Source organism: Aequorivita marina, from assembly GCF_031631895.2.
Classification (GTDB): domain Bacteria; phylum Bacteroidota; class Bacteroidia; order Flavobacteriales; family Flavobacteriaceae; genus Aequorivita; species Aequorivita marina.
Genome location: NZ_JAVMBW020000013.1, coordinates 50084 through 67881, shown reverse-complemented (window position 1 = coordinate 67881; position 17798 = coordinate 50084). Strand labels below are relative to the sequence as shown.

The following is a 17798-nucleotide window of genomic DNA, read 5'->3' as shown; positions in this document are numbered from 1 at the left end:
TTTATGTATTTAAAACACTGATTGTGAGGCTGTAAGGTGTTTTTGTTGGTAAGTGGGATTTTTAGGTGCTATATTCTAATGGACTCGAGTTTTTCTTTGATTTCTTTATATTTTCTTTGATTTCTATATATTAATCTACCGAGAAATACAGTTGAAATTAAACCGAGGCTTATTAAAATCCATTGGGTTATTTGCAAATTAAAGAGCTTCTCTTTCATTGTTAAATTGTGCTCTTCAATTAGATTATTTATGGAAGTATTTATTGAAGCCTGCTCTTTTTTATATATCCTTTTTTGAGTTTCGGTATATTTTTTAAAATAGAATTGGTATAAATCACTATTGCCTTGGGCTAGGTAATTATCTGATAGGTTTTTGTAGATTCCCTGGTTTAAGATGAGGTCACCAACTTTTTTTGAAGCGGCTTCGGCTTTTTTTAGCTCATCAATTGCTTTGTTGTAGTTTCCTTCGGCCGTATAAACTTCGCTCAGGCCTTTTTTACCAAAAGCAACGAGACTGTTTGCCCCAACTTCTTGCGCATAAACAATAGATCTGTTAAAATTAATACGAGCCGAATCAATCTGCGAAATCTGTAAAAAACAATTTCCTTTGTTATAGTTTAGTGTGCTAAGGTTTGCTCTTGTTGATTTCCTTTCGCTATTCTTTTCAAACTGGAAAATAGCTTTGTCAAAATAGTTCAAAGCTATTTCGCAACTCATTTGCTCTCGGTAAATAAAACCTCTAATGCTGTAATTATAACCTAAAATAGATGCTAAGCTATCTGGTTGCTTTACGCGATTGGCAATCATCAACGCTTCATCTAGATACTCTATGGCTTTATCATAAATACGCAACTGCTGATGTTGCATGCCAATGGTGTTCAAGATTCTAATCCGTAATTTTAGACTGCTTATTTGGTTTAGGTAATCACGTGTTTTTAAAGCATATTCCAATGATTTAGGATTGTCTCTTTGCGAAAGATAACCGTTGCTAATAAGCATTAAGGCATTCACTTTAGTTTCTGCCTGGGTGGCTTCAGAAAACACCTCAGTGCCAATTGAAATTGCTTTATTTGGGTTGTCAAAAATTATATTTTTAGCGTCTTCAAGGATGCTGTCAAGCTCCTTTTGTGCTGTGCTGATGGTAGTTAAAAGGCAAAAACCTACGAGTAAAAAAACCTTGTATGTTTGTTTCTTCTTCATGCCACTTCCTGTTTTTGTTGAAGAAAACTCATAAACTTGGTGGGTGAAACCCCTGTAACCGACTTAAAAACCGTTGCAAAACTACTGTGCGATGAAAACCCGCTTTCTTGAGCCAGATAACTTACTTTATAGTTAAAATATACCGGATCGGTCTTTAGCTTCTCAATTATATAATTAATGCGAAGTTCGTTGATATACGAGTTAAAATTCTTGCCTTTTTGTCTGTTGATAACCTCAGAAAGGTATTTGGTATTGGTGTCAAATTGCGAGGCAAGGAGTGCAATGCTCATATCAGCATTGGTGTATTTAGTTCCAGATTCAAACTTATTTAATTTCTGAAGAAGAAGCTGTTCGGTCTCTTCGGGAACGATGGAACTTTTTTCTAAAGTCTTTCTAGTGGTTTGTGGTTTAGACGCAGTTTCTTGAGGAGAAATATACTTGTATATTGCTTCATACTCTTTGCGCTTAGAGGTGTATAAGTAATTTATAAACCAACCTATTACCATTAAAAGCAGTAAAATGCCACCGATTATATACAGATAGAAGTAGGATTGATTTAATTTTTTCTCTGAAACCTCCGCTTGGTATGAATTTATAAAGTTATATACAGCATTTATGGCAAGGCTTTTATCGGTCTCAATTTCCGATGCTACAAGATTGCTCTGTTGTTTGTATGTAAAAAAATTCTGGGTGTCTTCTAAGGCAAGATAGCTTACCGTTAAGCCTTCCAAACTCGTGTTTTGATAGTGTTTATTTGGCAATTTTAAGGAAAGGGCGAGCGCCTTTTGATAGGCGTTCACTGCTTTTTTATACGCATTGTTTTTAAAGTGAAGGTTTCCAAGAATATCTAGGACTTGTGCTTTTTCAAAATCAGTATTGACTTCGGGCTGTAATGCTTCTAACTGTTTGCTGGCGGTAGCTAATGCGCCACTTTCGGTCAAGACTGCTGCGCGAATAAGTTTTGATTCGCGTAGCGAGCTGCTATCATTTATTTTTAAGAAAAGTGGCTCAGCACTACTCAATAACGTTAAAGCTTGTGCATATTCTTCCTTTTGAAATAAAACCGAAGCACTGTCCTGTTTCAATTTTCCGTTCAATAATAGAATTTTCTTTGTATCGTGCAGTTGGCTTTGTAAGGAAACTAGATTGTCCCGATATTTATCCGCAACTGTTTCCAGCCCGATATTTCGAAATAACTTAAGTGCAAATAGTATGGTTTCGTATTTAATATCAATATCGGTAGCCGAATCAGCAAATTTTCTTGCTTTTAGTGCGTTTTTTACGGCATCGGTATAATTTCCTTGCACATAATAGCTCTGGGCAAGCAGCAACGTGGCTTTGGCGTGGATTGTAGTTGGCTCCTTTTGTGAGATTATATACAACGCAATTTTGCCGGCTTGCTCTGGTTGGTTATAAAGCTTGGCGTCAGCTTCGTTTAAAAGCTCATTAATAGGAATATTCTCCTGACTTAAAATAGCCCAAGGAGTACATAAAACCAGTAATACTAAAAATAGAAGTCGCATACTTTTGAAAATAGCCTATTGACGCAGGTTAGGTCAAAGTTACCATTTTCTATTGCTTTATATTTTATTTTTTCCGAACAAATATAGCGGTAATTGCAGCGGTAACCACGCCAAAACACAACGCGCCAAAGGCAGCTTGCCACATATAATTTTTTATATTGAAGTATTCATTGGCCTTGGTCCTGGTCATCAGGTCGTTAGTAATGGAGTATTCCCGCACATTGTTAAAATATTCGGGTGTAATATAATTGTGGGTAATGTATTGCGCCAAGGGCGAAAGCAAGACTATAAAAATAGTGAGGATTACACCCGAAATAAAGCCCTGTAGCCACGTCATTTTTCGGTCATAGACCCGTCTTCTTTTTTCACGAAGCGCCAACAGATATATTAAAATAGCAAATGGAGCAAAAAAAAGCGTTAACCACTCATGGTCTGCTATGTTTTCTTCATGCCACCCCAATGTTTTTTCCAGCAGCATCCAGCAAAGTAGCGTAATGGTGAATATTACCGCCCATTTAATTTCAATGTATATTTTTTTCATTCCCGTTTTATTGAGATAAGACTACTTTTTATTCGCGATTAAAGATAGTTTTTTTTAGTGAAAAAATCCCAAAGCTTTCACCTTGGGATTATAAACTTTTTGAAAACTATAACTCTTAAACTAAATAGTCGTAAGGCCTAAGTCAAAAATTTTACTGATTAACCAAAACCCAATCCCCTTTGTCAATCAATGGAAGGGCCTGCTTGTATTTTAAGGTTTTGTTTTCGCCGCTCATCACATGCTTGATGGTTACTTTATCGTTACGGTTAATTTTTGGACGCTCGCGAACAATGGTTTCCGTTACCTGTTGCCGTTGGGGTTGTGTGTTTCCGGCTGCCCTTGATTCTGCAGCACGTTCGTCCATATTAGGAATCTCCTCTTTTTGCTCACTAAGGTTGTCCTTTCGTTTAACCTCTCGCGCCTCTTGAATTTGCTGTTGGTTTTCCACCGGCAATTCTCCTTTAAATAGGAAGGAGACCACATCTTTATTAACATTTTCAATCATTTTCTTGAAAAGTTCAAAGGCTTCAAACTTATAGATAAGCAACGGGTCTTTCTGCTCGTGTACCGCAAGTTGAACCGATTGTTTTAATTCGTCCATTTTGCGCAAATGCGTTTTCCAGGCGTCATCTATAATTGCAAGGGTAATGTTTTTCTCAAAGTCGTGCACCAACTGCGCTCCTTCGGTTTCGTATGCTTTTTCAAGATCGGTAGCAACGTTTAGGGTCTTAACGCCATCAGTAAATGGCACTAAAATACGCTTGTACTTATCTTTTTGCGTTTCATAAACGTTTTTGATAACAGGGAAAGCCAATTCTGCGTTGCGCTCCATCTTATCTTGGTAATGCGTATAAGCAGCTTTATAAACTTTTCCGGCAATTTCGAGCGCGTTCATTTTTTCAAACTCTTTTTCCGAAATAGGAGAACTCATCGAAAAGAAACGGATCAATTCAAATTCAAAATTCTTATAATCCTGTGCCATTTTATTGGTTTCGGCAACTACTTCTGAAGTGTCAAAAATCATATTGGCGATATCCACGCGGAGACGGTCGCCAAACAAAGCATGGAAACGACGTTTGTAAACTACTTCGCGCTGTGCGTTCATTACATCATCATACTCCAGCAAACGCTTACGGATACCAAAGTTGTTCTCTTCCACTTTTTTCTGGGCGCGCTCAATAGATTTTGAAATCATACTGTGCTGTATCACTTCGCCTTCCTGCAAGCCCATTTTATCCATCATTTTTGCAATACGCTCACTTCCAAAGAGACGCATCAGGTTGTCTTCAAGAGAAACATAGAATTGTGAGCTTCCCGGATCTCCCTGACGACCACTACGCCCGCGTAACTGTCTGTCAACACGTCGCGAATCGTGACGCTCGGTACCTACAATTGCAAGTCCGCCGGCTTCTTTTACTTCTTTGCTCAGTTTAATATCCGTACCACGACCTGCCATGTTTGTAGCAATGGTCACAATACCACTTTTACCTGCTTCGGCTACAATATCTGCCTCGCGTTTGTGGAGTTTTGCGTTCAAAACGTTGTGTGGAATATTTTGAATACTCAACATTCGGCTTAATAATTCAGAAATTTCTACCGAAGTTGTACCAATAAGCACGGGTCTTCCTGCTTTTGAAAGCGCTACAACCTCTTCGCCTACCGCGTTGTATTTTTCACGTTTTGTTTTGTAAATTTTATCTTCCTTATCCTTACGTGCAATTGGGCGGTTGGTAGGAATTTCTACCACGTCCAGTTTGTATATTTCCCAAAGTTCTCCAGCTTCCGTTACGGCTGTACCAGTCATTCCTGAAAGCTTGCGGTACATTCTAAAGTAATTTTGGAGCGTAACTGTTGCAAAGGTTTGGGTTAATGCTTCAATTTTCACATCTTCCTTGGCCTCAATTGCTTGGTGAAGTCCATCGCTATAACGACGACCGTCCATAATACGTCCGGTCTGTTCGTCAACGATCATCACTTTATTATCCATCACTACGTATTGGTCGTCTTTTTCAAAAAGTGTATAAGCTTTCAAAAGTTGACTCATAGTGTGAATACGTTCACTTTTAAGAGAGAAGTCGCGGAAAAGCTCTTCTTTTTCTGCAACCTCTTCTTCCTTTGGAAGGCCTTTGTTTTCAATTTTTGCTATTTCGGTTCCAATTTCAGGCATTACGAAGAAATCTGGATCGCCTTCGCCTGATAGATATTCAACACCTTTATCGGTAAGTTCTATCTGATTGTTTTTTTCATCGATAACAAAATAGAGTTCGGCATCAACCTTTGGCATCTCGCGGTTGTTGTCGCTCATATAATGGTTTTCGGTCTTCTGAAGAATTTGTTTCACCCCTTCTTCCGATAGAAATTTAATCAAGGCCTTATTCTTTGGAAGCCCACGATACACACGCAATAACTGGAAGCCACCTTCCTTGTGATCGCCTTCTGCAATAAGTTTTTTAGCTTCGGCCAATACTCCAGTAAGGTATTTTTTCTGAACCCCAACAATGTTGCTGATATTGGGCTTTAATTCGGTAAACTCGTGACGGTCGCCTTCAGGGACGGGTCCTGAAATAATTAGCGGTGTACGGGCATCATCAATTAACACCGAATCTACCTCATCTACAATAGCGTAGTGGTGCGGGCGCTGTACAAGATCATCTGGCGAGTGCGCCATATTATCACGCAAATAGTCAAAACCAAACTCGTTGTTGGTTCCGTAGGTAATATCGGCTAAATATGCTTTTCTACGAGCTGCGGAGTTTGGGCGGTGATTGTCTATACAGTCAACAGTCATTCCGTGGAATTCAAATAAAGGTGCCATCCAAGCACTATCTCGTCTGGCAAGGTAGTCGTTTACCGTTACAAGGTGAACGCCGTTACCAGCTAGGGCATTTAGGTACATGGGTAAGGTTGCAACTAAGGTTTTACCTTCTCCCGTTTGCATTTCGGCAACTTTTCCTTCGTGAAGCGCAACCCCTCCAATAAGCTGCACATCATAGTGCACCATATCCCAAGTAATTGGTTTTCCTGCAGCGTCCCAAGAGTTTTGCCATACGGCTTTATCGTCATCGAGGTTTATGTAATCTTTTTCTCCTGAAATTTCACGATCAAAGGCACTGGCAGTAACAGTAATTGTTTCGTTGTTTTTAAAGCGCTTTGCAGTTTCTTTCATTACGGCAAAGGCTTCGGGAAGTATTGTGTTGAGCGTTTCTTTTTCAACCTCGTAGCGATCGTCTTTTAATTTATCGATCTCGTTATAAAGGTCTTCCTTTTTGTTGATGTCTTCCTCTGAATCAGATTTTTCTTCAAGCGCATCAATTTGATCCTGAATTTCCTTCTGGTTTTCTTTAATGATGTTTCTGAAATAGTCTGATTTGGCCCTAAGCTCGTCGTGGGAGAGTTTTGAAATTGCTTCTTCCTGTTTCTTTATGGCGTTTACCAACGGCTGTATCTGGCCTATATCTTTTTTTGACTTGTCGCCTACAAATACTTTAAGTACGTTGTCTAATATTCCCATGATCAATTATTTTGTTGCTTCCGTTTTTAGAACGGGTTTATGTTTTAAGACGTTTGCTTAAACGCCAATGCTTATTTTGTAGTGTTGCGGGGCAGCACTTTTTTGTCAGTTTTATATTTTCAATCTCGAAATGAACAATAATACAATCGCTACAAGATTATACGCTCCTAACAGCATAATTGCAAATTATTGTCAATTCTCTTTATAGATTGCAAACAAAAAAAAGCCTCCTAAAAGAGACTTTTTATATTATTTTTTAAATTTTCCCAAGGTTAATGGGAGTTAATATTCATCCTCGTTCCAAAGGTAATCGTCGTCGGTTGGATAATCTGCCCAGATCTCTTCAATAGAGTCGTAGGAGTCTCCCTCGTCTTCAATTGCCTGAAGGTTTTCCACTACTTCTAGCGGAGCACCGGTCCTGATCGCGTAATCAATTAATTCGTCTTTGGTTGCGGGCCAGGGTGCATCACTTAAATACGATGCCAATTCTAATGTCCAGTACATAGCACTTTAGGTTTTAATTTTCTGCAAAACTAATTTTTTTTATGAGAAAGCCAAGTAAAATCACAATTATTTCTGCTGTATTTTAAAGAACGTTTTTTAACTCTTGATAATCAAGTGTTTATAAATTAAGATATTCATAAGTTATTTATGCAAAACCAATCCTGTCCTAAATATTTAACCTGTTCATTTTTTCCATTGATAATTCCGATAGCTATCGGAACGAACCAAACCCCGATAGCCATCGGGGCTAGGCTTACGAAATTTTCTCTAAATTTTTTGTTCGTCCCCTAAATTTTAGGAACTCGCCTTTAAATCCAGTGCTTTGATGACTATCTTTGCTGGCTCAAACAGCCTAAAATTTTACGGGAACTTCACTTCAAATTTTACGATAAATTTTCGATAGGCCAAAGAACAGGAATTCTCAATTACAGCCCCCTAAGCTTCATATTATCTCTAAAGCATCATTAAACAAAGGCTTTCAATGGCTTTCTTATGAACGTTTAGGACGCTATTGATGCAAAACATAACTTTTATAACAATTATCGCCAATTTTCATAACTCATAACTCATAACTCATAACTTTTTCGGAATCCATTGCGTTTCTTCCGCATTAGTATCATTAGACAATTTTCGTGCCAGCACAAAGAGGTAGTCAGATAGTCGGTTTAAGTATTTTAGTACGCCTTGGTCAACCGGTTCATTTTCATTTAATAAAGTAACACGACGTTCTGCGCGCCTACAGATAGTGCGGGCTATGTGACAAGTTGACACGGTAGTATTCCCGCCCGGAAGTACAAAGTGGGTGATATCTGGCAGGGTTTCGTTCATTTTGTCCATTTCGGTTTCTAAAAGCTGGATATCTTCTTCATCGACCCTTGGAATGTTCAACCTTTCCTTGCCACTTTTAAGGACCGCTTTTTCAGGGTCGGTAGCCAGAGTTGAACCTAAAGTGAATAATCTATTTTGAATTTGTATCAAGGTTTTTTTACTGTGGGCATCAATGTCTTGGCTGCGAATCATCCCAATATTGGAGTTCAGCTCATCTACAGTGCCGTAACTCTCAATTCTAATATTGTGCTTTGGTACCCGCGTACCACCAAATAGGGCAGTAGTACCTGCATCGCCGGTTTTTGTATATATTTTCATAATGGTTCGATGTTTATGGTTTGAGGCTTTCAAAGTTACAAATTACAAGGTTAAAAAGCGTGCTCAGGAGCTAAGAAGAAATTCTAAGTTTCAATTTATTAAAGAGCATTGCCTACTGCTCACTTTCCTTCTCCCTTTCCTTTTTACGTTCGTAATAACTGCTTCGAAAATTTCTGTTTCGTCGCCGTCTTTGGTTGCTTGCGTTGCGTTTGTTCCAAAAATATAGAATTGCCAGAAAGAGAATTCCGCCAATGATTAAAACAAGTGGGTTTGAAAAGTCAATATTCATAATTTAAAGATAAAGCTTGAAACAATAATACCAATTTTTAAGATGATTTTGAAACGTTGTGAATTACTTGTTCCGCTTCCCAATAAAATACATAACATACAAGTAACGAATGGCCAAGGCAATCAATAGCGGTAGCAGCGCGATGGCAAAAACCTGCACCCCCGTTATCCAGTGTAGGGTTAAAAGTCCTAAAAGAAGGATTAATAGTACCATATAACGTTTTATGCCTATCGCAATATCCTTTTTTATAATAGCGATTAAAAACAATAATGAAATGGGAAATGCCCATAGCAAATTATAATTATTTGCCGTTGCGGTATGGTCTGTAGCAAACCAAAGCAATAGTAAAAATACACCAATGAGCCCTGTAAAAAGAAAAAGGAACCCATCCAAGAAACGATTTCGCGATGATTTTTTGTAATCGCTAAAGGTGATAAAAACAATAATCAACCCAAGAACGCCTAAAACAAAGAGCGGACTTGTAATAAAATTAGTTTCTGGCGGAGTGGGGGTGTTGTCATAAAGGGTTTTAGTTTTCTTTACTAAATCCACGGTGTTTTCATTGCGGTGAATAACTGCATTTTCAGCACCTTTAAAGACGTATTCCGGTAAAAACTGGTATTCTATGGGGCGCGCTTTTTGGTCAATAATTGACCCTAGGGCAATATCAATACCCATGCTTCCCCAGGTGTTTGCCTGCAGGTTTTTTTGGATAAGCTCCCGAAAACTCAACGAGTCTTTTATATGGTCATTTTTAAACTCGAGTTTGTTGCCCAAAACTTCCCAGACTACATCTCTGATTTTAGTGGCGCAATTGTCATAAAAGAAATCGTATTTATACTTTTTGTTTTCCGGTAGGGCATTGTGCCATAGAAAATCTGCTAATTCTTGCTTTTCGGCCTTGGTCAGGTTTAGAGTCTGTTCTTTTATCCAACGGTTTTGATGCACATAGCTTTCGTAAAATGGCTGGTAGTAGCTCACACCAAGTTCATACAAGAGCTTGCCTTGGGCGAATTTTGTGTAAAAATTAGGCGTGTTGAAATCGTAAACCCCATAGTTGAATACTACATCTACGCCGCTAAGGGAGTCTTTGACCCTAAAAGCACTATGGCCAAACTTGTCATAAAGCTCGGCTCCGGGGCCAATTGTTAATATGCTTATTTCGCCTGCGGGAGACAAAGAGCCAAACTGTGCCTTAGCAGAAATACTTAGTAAAAGAAGAAGGAATAGGATGTAATTTTTAGCCACTTTTAAATATCGTTTTCAGTTATCAATTAGAGTTGGATAATAATAAATTGTACTGTTTATTTAACCACAATGAACACAATGATAAGCACAAAGATCACAAAGAATTTTATTGTTTAATCACTAGATACGCATTTAATTTTTTTAGACTCATCAAGGCATTTATAGTGTTTTTGTAAAGTCTTTATTGTTGTTCAATGAACTGAGCCGTTCAAATGTCAAATGCTAGTATATTTCTTGGTAAACTTTATGTCTTTTTAGTGCGCTTTGTGATTAACCCCAAACTCAGATTTCTAATCCGTCATCTTACAACCAAGACTACCTAAAAATATCCCAATCCAGCTTTAGCGAAAACACATTGGAATAAAGAGCCGCGCTCTGGTCGCCAATATCCGTTAAGGCGTAATCTACTTGTATGCCCTTATACCTAAACCCAACACCAATATTGGGTTGAAACCCTACAGCGTCAGTATTGTCCAATTGTTTTATGTTTTGAAAATTACCAACTCCACCACGAACATACACCATATCAATATAGGCAAATTCTAGCCCCAAAGAAGGCGTAATGCTTGCGAAGGAAGTCGAAATTATATCGTTAGTTTCAGCAAATCTAAAGTTTAAATCTACTTCTGCCAACAATGAAAAGTCGTACTGGTAAACAAATTTCCTAGCAATTCCGAATTGTAATTTCGGGATGGTAATCTCTGTGTTTTCAGGTAACTCTTGATTCTGTCCTTCTACAGCGCCTTGGATTTCCGCAAATTTTTCTTCGTCTATATTCCAGGCATTAAAGGTTGTGGTAATGTCTCTGGCCATTATTCCAAACATCCACTTGTCGCTTTTAAATTGAATTGCTGCATCCAGTCCGAAGCCCCACGAAGAAGCAAAATCGCCTATAACCCGTCTAATGACTTTTGCGTTTACACCATAGTTTAAGCCGTCTAGCGGTAATTTTCGGGCATACGAAAAGGTGAAGCCATAATCGGCTGTGGAGAATTTACTAATGCGGTTATAGTCAATATTTCCTTGGTTGTCAATTAACTGGGTGGTGTTTAAAATGTCATCTACCCCAAAACGAATTACCGAAAGCCCAACAGCACTTCTATCATCTAAGGGCATGGCAAAAGCGGCGTAATCATAATTTGCAATATTAGCGAAGTATGAGGCGTGCATTACAGAAATTTGGTTGTCTTCCAGATCAACGAGGCCAGCGGGATTCCAATACCCCGAATTAACATCGCCAGAGGATGCCACTACGGTGTTTGACATTCCGAAGGCAGCAGCGTCAACACCAATATTCATAAATTCGTTTGAATATTTACGTACGGTTTGCGCACCCATGGTGGTTGAAAGCAATACGATAAGGAGGAGAAATTTCTCTTTCAAGCTTAAAAGTTTGGACAAATATGAGACTATTTTACAGAATATTAAACTATAAATTTAACTACATATTGTATTTTGATGGCATTGGACAAAAATACTTTACTATTTTTACAGCAACCTTTGTTTATTCAACTAAATAGCGAAAGCATTTGACGCAATTGAATATTTTGGTTTCACAATAAATCTATTAATGTTAAGATCTTATTTTATATGGTAAAACAAGTGCCCAATATCATTACTTCCCTAAACGTTCTTTGTGGCAGTGTGGCTGTTCTTTTCGCGGTTTCGGGCGATTTAATCAATGCAGCGATCTTTGTCTTCCTCGGAATTTTCTTCGATTTCTTTGACGGTCTTGCCGCTCGTTTATTAAATGCGCACAGCGAAGTAGGGCTTCAAATGGATTCCTTGGCCGATGTTATTACCAGTGGCCTTGCTCCAGGAATTGTAATGTACCAGATGCTTAACCTAGCTTATTTTGGACACATGAAAAGCTTGACCGAAACTTTTTCGGGAGAAGGATGGAATGTAGGAGTTGCTAATTACATTCCACTTTTAGGGCTTATAATTGTTATCGCTGCAGCATATCGGCTCGCGAAGTTTAATGTTGACACGCGACAAACTACTGGTTTTATTGGGCTTCCCACACCAGCAAATACTATTTTGGTTTTAAGCTTACCGTTAATATTAGAATTTCAATATACAGATTTTGCTGTATCCATAATCCTTAACAAATGGGTTTTAATAGGAATTACCCTTTTAGGTAGTGTTTTAATGAATGCAGAAATTCCACTATTTGCATTAAAATTCAAATCCTGGGATTTTAAAACCAATGCTATCCGGTACATCTTTTTAATTCTATGCGTAGTGCTTTTGGTACTGTTGAAGTTTGTGGCGATTCCGTTTATAATTCTGCTTTATATCGTATTGTCCCTGTTTAGTCAGAAAAGGGAAGCAGTTTAAAAAAGATCTAGACACAGAAGCTTAACCACAAAGAACACCAAGAAGGCACAACGCACACTAAGAAAATGACGAGTGTTTTAGTATAATAATGAGTGTTGATTTATTGAAGACGAATCTCATTGTGCCCATTGTGAGAGCATTGTACGCATTGTGGTTAATAGGGTTTTAGCTGTCTAGGTTTAACCACAAAGAACACCAAGAAAACACAACGCACACTAAGAAAATGATGAGCGTTTTAGTATCATAATGAGTGTTTGTTTTTAGACGACGAATCTCATTGTGCCCATTGTGAGAACTTTGAACACATTGTGGTTTAAAGAGTTTTAGCTGCCTAGGTTTAACCACAAATAACACCAAGAAAATACGATGTACACTAAGAAAATGACGAGTGTTTTAGTATAATAATGAGTGTTGATTTTTTTAAAGACGAATCTCATTGCGCCCTTTGTGGGAGCTTTGTGCACATTGTGGTAAATAGGGTTTTAGCTGTCTAGGTTTAACCACAAAGAACACCAAGAAAACACAACGCACACTAAGAAAATGACGAGTGTTTTAGTATAATAATGAGTGTTGATTTATTGAAGACGAATCTCATTGTGGCCTTTGTGGGAGCTTTGTGCACATTGTGGTTAAAAAAACCTACGCTTACAACTCCAAAACAGTAAAGTTTAAATCTAACGGATCTAAATGCTCTTTTAAGGTTTCCAGCAATTCTTCGCCGTATTCTAGGTAGAACTCTGAAAAATTTAGTTGCCGCTCCTGTAGGCTTTCGTTTGGAAACAGTTGATTTTGAAGCTTTTTTAAGCGATTCAATTCGTCGGAGAAATTTCTTTTTTGAGCCCTCATTAAACGTTTCTCAAGATTGTCGAGTCCGTTTAATTGTTTCTTTTCCTGTGCCCCGACAGCCCCTAAAAAAGAAGCATCTGTCTTTTCTGCCAGCTGGTACAAATCTTTAAACTGCTGCTTTAAAAATTCTTTTTGTTGTGAAAAATCAATTTCTATTTCTGAAATACTTTCTGTGTACTTCGTTACAAGTTTGTGCTGTGGAAGAAATAGATCGTCAATGTTGAGGTTAAATTTTTCTAATTTTTCTGAAACTTGCTTCGGAACCAAAAGCGCCGAATTTCGAAGTAACAAAATAGGAAATGGGACTTCTACCGCCTTAAAATAATCCTTTAACTGAAACCAATATGCCAGTTCGCCACCTCCGCCAATATAACACAGATTGGGTAAAATTGCTTCTTGGTATAGCGGCCGCAGCAAAGCATTTGGCGAAAAGCGTTCGGGGTAATCGTGTAGTTCCTTTAAAATTTCTTCTTTTGAAAAGGAAATATCAGTTTCGTTAACATAAAACCTTCCTTCGCGAGCAATGATGCGCTCTCGAAGATTTTTTTTAAGGTAGAATAAATTGATTTCCCGAGGATGTACTTGTTCCGAAAAACCTAAGTTGGTAAGATTTTTGGTCGTCTTGGAAACTTCATTATAGCTCAGGTTCTCTGTTAGTTCCTTTTCTGCGTAAGGGATAAATGCTTTTTTTAGTTCTGGATCGTTACCGTCAACAATTACAAGTCCGTATTCCCAGAGTATCGAATTAGCAAGGTGTCTGGTGGCATCGGCAAGATTGGTGTTTTTTTGATAGGCTTCAGCAAAATAGGTGATTAACTTTTCTGCATTCTTCCCAGGACCTAGCTTTTCTTTCAGTACTTCCTTTACTTGGGCCAATCCTTCGGTAGATAATTCTCCCACGGCTCCTGATGCATCGCGATTCCATTGAACTTTACTTCCGAAGAGCTTAAAATAATTAATTTCATCAAAATCGTGGTCTTCGGTTGCCATCCAATATACCGGAACAAAGTAGTGCTTTGGGTATTCGTTGTTTAAACTTTCGGCCAAATTAATGGTTGAAAATATCTTGTATAAAAAATATAATGGGCCTGTAAAAAGGTTGAGTTGATGCCCTGTGGTAACGGTAAATGTATCGGGCTCATAGAGTAAATCTATGTTGCTAAGGGTGCCTTGCGACAGATTGTTGTCGCCATATTGTAGCATAATTTGTTTTGCCAATACACGGCGTTGATCCAAGGATAACTGACTTCGTTTTTCCTCAAATTGAGGTCTGAAGTTTGCTAACTTTGGAAATCTGTTATAAAAAGGATGTAAACTCGAACTTTCGTCAAGGTAGTCGCATATCAATTTCGAGAAATAACCGGTTTCTTTATACGGAAGGGTGTGGGTTGGCATAGGTTTTTAGGAAATTTTGAACAAAAATACTTGTTTTGGTTTGGCTAGGGGTTTAAAGATACGTTAATCTTGGCGTTTCGGAATGGTTTGCCACAAATACACCAATTATTAAGAAGGTTTATCTGAAATATCGGTTTATCAAAGATTGTTTTTTTAATTGTAAACAAAACCAGAAGTGTTCAATTAATATGTTTAAAAACAATAGCGTCCTAAACGTTCACAAGGAAACCATTGAAAGCCTTTGTTTAATGGGGCTTTAGAGATAATATGAAGCTTAGGGGGCTGTAATTCAGAATTCCTGTTTTTTGGCCTATCGAAAATTTAGAGAAGATTTCGTAAGCCTAGCCCCGATGGCTATCGGGGTTTGGTTCGTTTTTTCATCAATGGAAAAAATGAACAGGTTAAATATTTAGGACAGGATTGGTTTAAAAAAATCAATTAACAGAGTGATATTAGGCTATTGAAGCATTTTTGTTAATTTACACCATGCTATTGAATTCACAATTAGAGCTTACTGAAAAAAGTTATGTTTAATCAAACTAACCTAATTATCAAACTATTAGGAATCAAATCTTATGTCTGCCTGCCAATGCACGTCAGGCAAGTCTTATGTTCTTTAACGATGGTTGCGGAGCCGAAGTATTTTAAATCTTAGTAGGGCAAGACTAGAACAAAGCCATTATCAACTAAAATCCCTTCTTCAACCATCTGAATAAACAATTGGTTCATTTGTAATTTACCTATATTTGACGTTTACATAAAAACGTATATAATGACCCGAATTATTACTTCGCTTTTTTGCTTACTTCCCATTTTGGTATTTGCCCAATTAAAATCTCCTTCTGAATTTTTAGGCTATGAAATTGGCACACAGTTTTCTAGGCACGCCGATGTTATTTCTTATTTTGAACACGTTGCAGCCAGTAGTAATCTGGTAAATTATCAAGATTACGGAAAAACCAATGAACGCAGAAGGCTTACCTATGCCGTTATTTCTTCCGAAGAAAATTTGAATAATTTAGAGCGAATAAAAACCGACAACCTAAAAAGTATCGGTCTTGCTTCTGGAAATGCAACGCCCGAAAAAGCTATTGTTTGGCTAAGTTATAATGTGCACGGCAACGAGGCGAGTAGTAGTGAGGCCGCGATGAATACGGTTTATAAGTTGATTACGGAACATCCAGATTACCTAAACAACACTGTAATTATTATGGATCCGGGTGTAAATCCAGATGGCCGCGATCGCTATGTAAATTGGTATAACCAAGTAAAAGCTTCGCCATATAATGCATCGCGAGATGCCGTTGAGCACAATGAGCCTTGGCCTAGTGGGCGGCCCAATCACTATCTTTTCGACCTAAACCGAGATTGGATGTGGGCGAGTCAGGTGGAAACCCAACAACGCTTAAAGCTTTACAATCAGTGGATGCCGCAAATACATGTAGATTTTCACGAGCAATATATAAACAACCCATATTACTTTGCACCGGGTGCAGAGCCATACCACGAAATTATTACCCCGTTTCAGCGGGAATTTCAGTATAAAATTGGAAAGAATAACGCCAAGTATTTTGATCAAGAAGGCTGGCTTTTCTTTACCCGCGAAAGTTTTGATTTGCTTTATCCAAGCTACGGCGATACGTATCCGCTTTATATGGGAGCAATTGGAATGACGTATGAGCAGGCCGGCCACGGAATGGCGGGCTTAGGTATCATTAATGATGAAGATATTGAGCTTACCCTGGTAGATCGGGTTGCGCACCATACAACAACCGGATTGTCCACTATAGAAGTAGCTTCAAAGAATGCTTCTTCTTTACTTTCTGAATTTAAGAAGTTCTTTAAAAATGACGATTTAAAGTGTAAAAGCTTTGTACTAAACGGAAATCCAGATAATATTCAAGCTCTTACTGATTTGCTGGATCGGCATGAAATACAGTATGGTTTTGGAAGTGGAGGAACGGTCTCGGGCTTTAAATATTCCGATAATAAGAAAGGCAAAATCGATGCTACTAATGCTTTAGTCGTTAGTACAAACCAGCCGAAAGGGAAAATGGTTCAGGTGCTTTTTGAGCCCAATACAGCATTATCAACACCAATAACTTATGATATTACTGCTTGGAGCTTGCCGTATGCCTATGGACTAGAAGCGGTGGCAAGCACTTCTCTGTTTTCTGCAACCAATAAAGCCAAAAACACTTCGGTTTTGAATACGCCCAACAAAACAGCGGCGGGGTATATAGCCAAATGGAATAGTATGAAGGATGCGGAGTTTCTTTCGGCCTTGTTGCAAAACGATATTAAAGTACGTTTTTCTGAAAAAGAGCTCGGTTTTGACGGAAATACCTTTGGTCGCGGCAGTTTGATTATCACTAGAAGCGACAATAAAGGAAACCCAGATTTTGATAAAACCCTTATGCAAATGGCGAATAAAATGGGTAGAAACCTCTACGCGTCACCAACCAGTTTTGCCGATAAATTGACCGACTTTGGATCGCAGTACGTGCATTTAATCAAAAACAAGAAGATTGCAATGCTTCGCGGAAAAGAAACGTCGTCTTTAAACTACGGCTCGCTTTGGCATTATTTTGAAACTCAATTGAAGTATCCGATAACATCCATAAACACCGAGAACATAGGTAGAATTAAATGGAATGATTATGACATGTTGATTCTGCCAGATGGAAATTATGGGCGGCTTTTTGACAAAGCTGCTTTTAAAGCTTTATCGAAATGGATAAACGGCGGCGGTAAGGTAATCGCTATGGGGAATGCTATACGTATTTTTAAGGATAAAGCGGGTTATGATCTAGAAGCGAATGAGCCCAAAGAAGATGCTGTAAAACAAAGGGATTCCCTTGATAATCTGGTGCCATACGCCCAACGCGAAATGGAAAGCACGAAAGATATGATTACGGGCAGTATCTATAAAATTAGCTTAGACAATACACATCCGTTGGCATTTGGATATGGCGATACTTACTACAGTTTAAAGCTTGGAAGCGATTCGTATAAGTTTTTAAACAAGGGTTATAATGTTGGATATATAAAAGGTGAACCAGAAAGTGTTTCTGGGTTTTCGGGAGAACGAGCCAAGGCGTCATTAGCGAACTCTATTGTTTTTGCAGCAGCAAAAAAGGGGAGAGGGAATGTAATTTATATGGTTGATGATGTTACTTTTCGTTCCTTTTGGCAAAATGGAAAGCTGTTTTTAGCCAATGCTGTCTTTTTTGTAAATTAAAGTATTATTAAGAAA

The 17798-nt window shown here is 38.2% G+C and carries 12 protein-coding genes; 2 read left to right on the top strand and 10 right to left on the bottom strand.

All coding sequences use genetic code 11. The features are described from left to right. Nucleotides 1-68: 68 nt before the first annotated feature. The 9 genes from QPK98_RS12645 to QPK98_RS12605 all read right to left on the bottom strand — a co-directional run bounded on the left by QPK98_RS12645 (nt 69) and on the right by QPK98_RS12605 (nt 11344). Nucleotides 69-1199, bottom strand: a complete 1131-nt coding sequence (locus tag QPK98_RS12645) for a tetratricopeptide repeat protein (RefSeq protein ID WP_310993825.1) — start codon at nt 1197-1199, stop codon at nt 69-71. Next, nucleotides 1196-2722: a helix-turn-helix domain-containing protein gene (locus QPK98_RS12640; RefSeq protein WP_310993824.1), complete on the bottom strand. Its 1527-nt coding sequence runs from the start codon at nt 2720-2722 to the stop codon at nt 1196-1198. The genes QPK98_RS12645 and QPK98_RS12640 overlap by 4 nt, the downstream gene beginning before the upstream one ends. 64 nt (nt 2723-2786) lie before the next feature. Continuing rightward, the gene (locus QPK98_RS12635; RefSeq protein WP_310993823.1) at nt 2787-3263 is read right to left on the bottom strand and encodes a DUF4199 domain-containing protein; all 477 of its coding nucleotides are present in this window, start codon (nt 3261-3263) and stop codon (nt 2787-2789) included. Nucleotides 3264-3414: 151 nt separating this feature from the next. Further along, nucleotides 3415-6774, bottom strand: a complete 3360-nt coding sequence (gene secA, locus QPK98_RS12630) for a preprotein translocase subunit SecA (RefSeq protein WP_310993822.1) — start codon at nt 6772-6774, stop codon at nt 3415-3417. 282 nt (nt 6775-7056) lie between these two features. After that, a complete protein-coding gene (locus QPK98_RS12625; RefSeq protein ID WP_014782927.1) occupies nt 7057-7278 on the bottom strand; it encodes a DUF2795 domain-containing protein in 222 nt (73 codons plus the stop codon). Nucleotides 7279-7851: 573 nt separating this feature from the next. Next, nucleotides 7852-8424: a cob(I)yrinic acid a,c-diamide adenosyltransferase gene (locus QPK98_RS12620; protein ID WP_310993821.1), complete on the bottom strand. Its 573-nt coding sequence runs from the start codon at nt 8422-8424 to the stop codon at nt 7852-7854. A 112-nt stretch (nt 8425-8536) separates the two neighbouring features. Then, the gene (locus tag QPK98_RS12615; protein WP_310993820.1) at nt 8537-8713 is read right to left on the bottom strand and encodes a hypothetical protein; all 177 of its coding nucleotides are present in this window, start codon (nt 8711-8713) and stop codon (nt 8537-8539) included. A gap of 63 nt (nt 8714-8776) precedes the next feature. Continuing rightward, complete coding sequence (locus QPK98_RS12610; protein ID WP_310993819.1) at nt 8777-9961, bottom strand: lipoprotein N-acyltransferase Lnb domain-containing protein; 1185 nt, start codon at nt 9959-9961, stop codon at nt 8777-8779. 315 nt (nt 9962-10276) lie between these two features. Beyond that, nucleotides 10277-11344, bottom strand: coding sequence for a putative type IX sorting system protein PorV2 (locus QPK98_RS12605; RefSeq protein ID WP_310993818.1), 1068 nt, complete (start codon nt 11342-11344; stop codon nt 10277-10279). A gap of 207 nt (nt 11345-11551) precedes the next feature. Here QPK98_RS12605 and QPK98_RS12600 point away from each other — a divergent pair, with 207 nt between their 5' ends. Continuing rightward, nucleotides 11552-12301, top strand: a complete 750-nt coding sequence (locus QPK98_RS12600) for a CDP-alcohol phosphatidyltransferase family protein (RefSeq protein ID WP_310993817.1) — start codon at nt 11552-11554, stop codon at nt 12299-12301. Nucleotides 12302-12946: 645 nt separating this feature from the next. On the opposite strand, the gene bshC is transcribed toward QPK98_RS12600, so the two are convergent. Further along, the gene (gene bshC / locus QPK98_RS12595; RefSeq protein ID WP_310993816.1) at nt 12947-14542 is read right to left on the bottom strand and encodes a bacillithiol biosynthesis cysteine-adding enzyme BshC; all 1596 of its coding nucleotides are present in this window, start codon (nt 14540-14542) and stop codon (nt 12947-12949) included. 772 nt (nt 14543-15314) lie between these two features. Here bshC and QPK98_RS12590 point away from each other — a divergent pair. Then, nucleotides 15315-17783 (top strand): M14 metallopeptidase family protein, encoded by a 2469-nt coding sequence (locus tag QPK98_RS12590; protein WP_310993815.1) that lies wholly within the window; start codon nt 15315-15317, stop codon nt 17781-17783. Nucleotides 17784-17798 lie beyond the last annotated feature (15 nt).

Coding starts and splice junctions, on each gene's coding strand:
- QPK98_RS12645 (WP_310993825.1), bottom strand. CDS start 1,199: ATGAAGAAGAAACAAACATACAAGGTTTTTTTACTCGTAGGTTTTTGC.
- QPK98_RS12640 (WP_310993824.1), bottom strand. CDS start 2,722: ATGCGACTTCTATTTTTAGTATTACTGGTTTTATGTACTCCTTGGGCT.
- QPK98_RS12635 (WP_310993823.1), bottom strand. CDS start 3,263: ATGAAAAAAATATACATTGAAATTAAATGGGCGGTAATATTCACCATT.
- secA (WP_310993822.1), bottom strand. CDS start 6,774: ATGGGAATATTAGACAACGTACTTAAAGTATTTGTAGGCGACAAGTCA.
- QPK98_RS12625 (WP_014782927.1), bottom strand. CDS start 7,278: ATGTACTGGACATTAGAATTGGCATCGTATTTAAGTGATGCACCCTGG.
- QPK98_RS12620 (WP_310993821.1), bottom strand. CDS start 8,424: ATGAAAATATATACAAAAACCGGCGATGCAGGTACTACTGCCCTATTT.
- QPK98_RS12615 (WP_310993820.1), bottom strand. CDS start 8,713: ATGAATATTGACTTTTCAAACCCACTTGTTTTAATCATTGGCGGAATT.
- QPK98_RS12600 (WP_310993817.1), top strand. CDS start 11,552: ATGGTAAAACAAGTGCCCAATATCATTACTTCCCTAAACGTTCTTTGT.
- bshC (WP_310993816.1), bottom strand. CDS start 14,542: ATGCCAACCCACACCCTTCCGTATAAAGAAACCGGTTATTTCTCGAAA.
- QPK98_RS12590 (WP_310993815.1), top strand. CDS start 15,315: ATGACCCGAATTATTACTTCGCTTTTTTGCTTACTTCCCATTTTGGTA.